General features: G+C 52.7%; 5 protein-coding genes. All 5 read right to left on the bottom strand.

Features of this window, described 5'->3' with window-relative positions:
* Positions 1-55: 55 nt before the first annotated feature.
* Positions 56-1105: a selenide, water dikinase SelD gene (gene selD, locus AB7U36_RS19495; protein ID WP_428161306.1), complete on the bottom strand. Its 1050-nt coding sequence runs from the start codon at positions 1103-1105 to the stop codon at positions 56-58.
* Positions 1105-1899 (bottom strand): peptidoglycan editing factor PgeF, encoded by a 795-nt coding sequence (pgeF, locus tag AB7U36_RS19490; RefSeq protein ID WP_428161305.1) that lies wholly within the window; start codon positions 1897-1899, stop codon positions 1105-1107. The genes selD and pgeF overlap by 1 nt, the downstream gene beginning before the upstream one ends.
* Positions 1886-2374: a D-glycero-beta-D-manno-heptose 1-phosphate adenylyltransferase gene (gene rfaE2 / locus AB7U36_RS19485; protein ID WP_428161304.1), complete on the bottom strand. Its 489-nt coding sequence runs from the start codon at positions 2372-2374 to the stop codon at positions 1886-1888. Before rfaE2 ends, pgeF begins: the two co-directional genes overlap by 14 nt.
* Positions 2364-3161, bottom strand: a complete 798-nt coding sequence (locus tag AB7U36_RS19480) for a carbon-nitrogen family hydrolase (RefSeq protein ID WP_428161303.1) — start codon at positions 3159-3161, stop codon at positions 2364-2366. The genes rfaE2 and AB7U36_RS19480 overlap by 11 nt, the downstream gene beginning before the upstream one ends.
* A 21-nt stretch (positions 3162-3182) precedes the next feature.
* Positions 3183-4344, bottom strand: a 1162-nt coding sequence (locus AB7U36_RS19475; RefSeq protein WP_428161302.1) for a 3-deoxy-7-phosphoheptulonate synthase class II, incomplete at its 5' end; no start/stop codon positions are given.

Raw genomic sequence — 4344 nt, 5'->3', positions numbered from 1 at the left:
TTATCTTGAGAGCAAATATCATATGATCCGGATGAAGTCAACGTGAAAAAACGTTTTACATAATATCAAGGAATCCGTTGGTATACGGTCCTTTAACCCTTCCAATCACCCTTGCCTGAATGCCATTTTTTTCCATAATATCCACACATTGCGCCGCCTGATCCCGGGCCATAAAAAGCAAAAGCCCGCCAGAGGTCTGGGGATCGAACATTAAATCACTTCGCACCCGATCCGTCCCTTCAGCCACACGGATATGCGGGGCAAAAAAACGTTTATTTTTATGGGCGCCGCCCGGAAGCAGGCCCATGGCGGCAAATTCCATTACCCCGTCCAGCACCCCGACCTTTTCCGTATAAATTTCAATATGCATTCCCGCGCCTTTGGCCGCTTCGATCAAATGCCCCCCAAGCCCAAATCCTGTGACATCTGTACAGGCATGGACATGAAATTCCTTCGCGATCAGGGCAGCATTCTTGTTCAGGGTGGACATGATTTTGACAGCCTGCTTGACCTGGTCCCCGGATGCAAGTCCGCCTTTGATCGCCGTGGAGATGACGCCGGTGCCAATGGGTTTGGTCAGAATCACGGCATCCCCCTCCTGTGCCCGGCTGTTGGCCCAGACCCGGTCCGGGTGCACAATGCCGGTCACGGACAGCCCGTACTTGATTTCAGGATCATCCACGGAATGGCCGCCCACAAGGACTGCGCCCGACTCTTTGATTTTATCAAGTCCGCCTTCAAGGATACGGGGCAGGATACCTGCGTCAAGGTCACATGAAGGAAAACACACAATATTCATGACGGTAATGGGTGTGCCGCCCATGGCATAAACATCGGACAATGAGTTCGCCGCGGCGATCTGGCCGAACTCATAGGGGTCATCGGCCACAGGTGTGAGAAAATCAAGGGTCTGGACAATGGCAGTCTCTTCGGACAGGCGGAACACACCGGCATCATCCGGATGTTCAAGCCCGATGATCAGATCCGGATGGAACGGCACGTCAAGTTTTGACACGATTTTATCCAGGGACCCTGGATCCAGTTTAGCAGCTCAACCCGCTGCTTTTACCGTGCGGGTTAAAAAAAACTGTTCCGGTTTATCCATTATTTTTCATCCTTAGATTTAAGTGCAATCACTGCGGCAAAGCGTCCGGTGACCTTGTTTGCCCTGAAGGAGTAAAACAGATCCGTACGGCACCGGGTACAAAGCCCCATGGTTTCAATATGCTCATCCAACACACCGTGGGCCCCAAGCTGGTCCCGGGAGATCTGCCAGAAGTCAAAATAGGGGCGGTCCTTGTCTTTATATTTCCATAATGCGTTGGGAATTTCCTGCTTATAATTCATAAATTGTGCACAGCAGGGGCCAAGGGAGGGACCGATACCCGCCCGGATGCTTGCAGGGGTGCACCCGAACTGTGTGACCATGGCATTGATGCAGCGCCCTAAAATATCATCCACACTGCCCCGCCATCCGGAATGGACATTGGCAATCACCTCTTTTTCCGGGTCGAACAGGACCACGGCCTGGCAGTCTGCCACCTGGATCACAAGCCCCAGGTCTTTACGATTTGTAACAGCAGCATCAGCTTTAAATATTTTAGACGGTGCGGTCCCCTGCCCTTCCCAGACAGCGCCTGCCGCATCTTTTTCCGATTTGATCACAGCAATGTCAGTGCCGTGCACCTGATTTAAAAAAAGAACCCGGGTCAGATCCAGGGACGACAGCACCCGGACCCTGTTTTGGTTTACAATATCAGGATCATCTCCGGTGCTCAATCCGACATTCAGTCCTGAAAAGGCATCTTTACTGTATCCGCCGGCTCTGGAAAAAATACCATGAACCAGCCCGGGGAAGGCATTGAGATGATCAAATGTCAAAGGCTTAAGCGCCGCCATAAAATCTTTGCCCAATACGTTCAATGATTTTTGATGTGGAGATATCTTCTTCAAAAGCCACGCGCGCCACGCGCCCGCCGCAGCCTTTGACAAACTTGGCCCCAATGATTTTATCCTCGGGCCAGTCCGCCCCCTTGACCAGAACATGGGGAGCAATGATCCGGATTATATCCCCCGGATCAGGCGCATCGAACAGCACCACATGATCCACACAGCCCAAGGCCGCCACAACCCGGGCCCGCTGGTCCTGGCAGATCACCGGCCGAAGGTCGCCTTTGATCTGCCGGACGGACGCATCGGAGTTCAAACCCAGGACCAGCACATCCCCGAATGATTTTGCTTTTTCAAGGTAAGCCACATGGCCTGCATGGAGAATGTCAAAGCAGCCGTTGGTAAACACAACGGTCCGGCCAAGGGTTGCGTATTCCCGGGACAGACAGCACATCTCATCCAGGGTGACAATTTTATTCACCATAGATATCCCCCCTGCGGTCCTGTCCAACGGGAATGGCTTGCCGGACCCGGGCAACCAGGTCCATGTCAATGTCAGCCATGATGGTACCGGACTTATCATCTCCCAGGGCAAGAACAGAACCGTTGGGATCAACGATCATGGAACTGCCCGGAAAAACAAGCCCGTCAGGATCTATGCCCGCACGGTTGCTGCAGACAAACCAGGCCTGGTTTTCAATGGCCCTTGCCCGGATCAGGGCCTGCCAGTGTGCCACCCGGGCAAGGGGCCACTGGGCGCTGAGCACAAAAAGCTGGGCCCCGTCAAGGAAAAGGCAGCGGGCAAGCTCTGGGAATCGCAGATCATAGCAGATCATTATCCCCACGCGTCCCAGACTGGTGTCTGCCGTCACCATTTCATCTCCCCGGGTATAGTGCAGGTCCTCTCCGGTCAAAGGAAACAGATGCAGTTTGCGGTACCGGGCCCGGATCTCGCCGTCCCGGTCAATGAAATAAAGGGTATTAAATATCTGACCGTCCTTTTGCTCAGGCAGACTTCCGGCAACGGCCATGGAACGCTTCCGGGAAAATTCGGCCAGACGCTGGATACCCGCTTCCACAGCCGGCATAAGCCGGGCCATATTTTCATTGTCAAACCCGGTTAAAAAAAACTCAGGGCAGACCCCCAGGCACGCCCCCTGGTCAGCCAGGTGCCCCAGATGCCCAAGGGCAACAGAAAGATTGCCCCGGACATCCCCGGTTTTCACATCAAACTGCACGGCACCGGCTTTAAACTGTGTTTTCGTGATCATGTTACTTTTGTAGCGCGTCCCTTAATGTTTGATCATATCAGCAATCTGGAACGCCACCTCCAGGCTCTGTTCCGCATTGAGTCGCGGGTCACAGGTGGTATCATACCGATTGTGAAGTTCTTCACTGACAATATTTCTGGCTCCGCCTACACATTCGGTTACGTTTTTACCGGTCATTTCAAGATGAACACCACCAGGAATCGTTCCTTCTGCCCAGTGAATTTCAAAAAACCGGGTAATCTCCTTTAAAATATCATTAAAATCCCGGGTTTTGTGTCCGGATTCCGATGTATACGTATTGGCATGCATGGGGTCGCAATTCCAGACAATATGATACCCCTCTTTTTTGATTTCCCGAAGCAGGGAGGGCAGCTTTTTCTCAATATTGTCACACCCCATTCGGGTAATCAGGGTCAATCTTCCGGGTTCGTTCCCAGGGCTGAGGATTTTAATAAGCTGCTTGATATTATCAATATCATGGTCCGGACCGATTTTAACCCCAATGGGATTGAGCACCCCTTTTAAAAATTCGACATGGGCACCGTCCACCTGCCGGGTCCGCTCACCAATCCAAAGCATGTGTGCTGAACAGTCATACCAGTCACCGGTGGTGGAATCAATCCGGGTCAACGCCTCTTCGTAAGGCAGTAAAAGAGCTTCGTGGGAGGTGAAAATCTGGGTTTGATTGATCTGGGGAATATCCGTGGGAATCCCGATGGTATTCATAAACTTGATGGCCTGGTCAATCTGTCTGGCCAGACGGTCATAAGACCGCCCCATGGGGGATTGCGCCACAAACTCCTGGTTCCAGGCCTGGACCCTGTGCAGGGCAGCGAACCCGCCCCGGGTAAATGCCCGCAACAGGTTCAGGGTGGAGGCGGCCAGATAATACCCTTTAAGCATGTATTTAGGATTCGGGGTTCGCGCGTTGATGGAGGGTTCGCTTTTGTTGACCATGTCTCCACGATATGAGGGCAGTTCAACGCCATCTACAGTTTCTGTATCTGACGAACGGGGCTTAGCAAACTGACCGGCAATCCGGCCCACTTTTATGGCTGGCTTCCCACCGGCATAGGCCATAACAACGGCCATCTGCAGCAAATCTTTCATGGTTTCCCTGATGGTAGGCGCCGTGACCTGGGAAATATCTTCTGAACAGTCCCCGCCCTGGAGCAGAAACGCC

The sequence above is a fragment of the Desulfobacter sp. genome (assembly GCF_050177295.1).
This window is presented reverse-complemented; position numbering and strand designations above follow the sequence as displayed.

Bases quoted from the DNA above. Each gene is read 5' to 3' on its own strand.
- AB7U36_RS19480 (WP_428161303.1), bottom strand. From the start codon at position 3,161: ATGATCACGAAAACACAGTTTAAAGCCGGTGCCGTGCAGTTTGATGTG.
- pgeF (WP_428161305.1), bottom strand. From the start codon at position 1,899: ATGGCGGCGCTTAAGCCTTTGACATTTGATCATCTCAATGCCTTCCCC.
- rfaE2 (WP_428161304.1), bottom strand. From the start codon at position 2,374: ATGGTGAATAAAATTGTCACCCTGGATGAGATGTGCTGTCTGTCCCGG.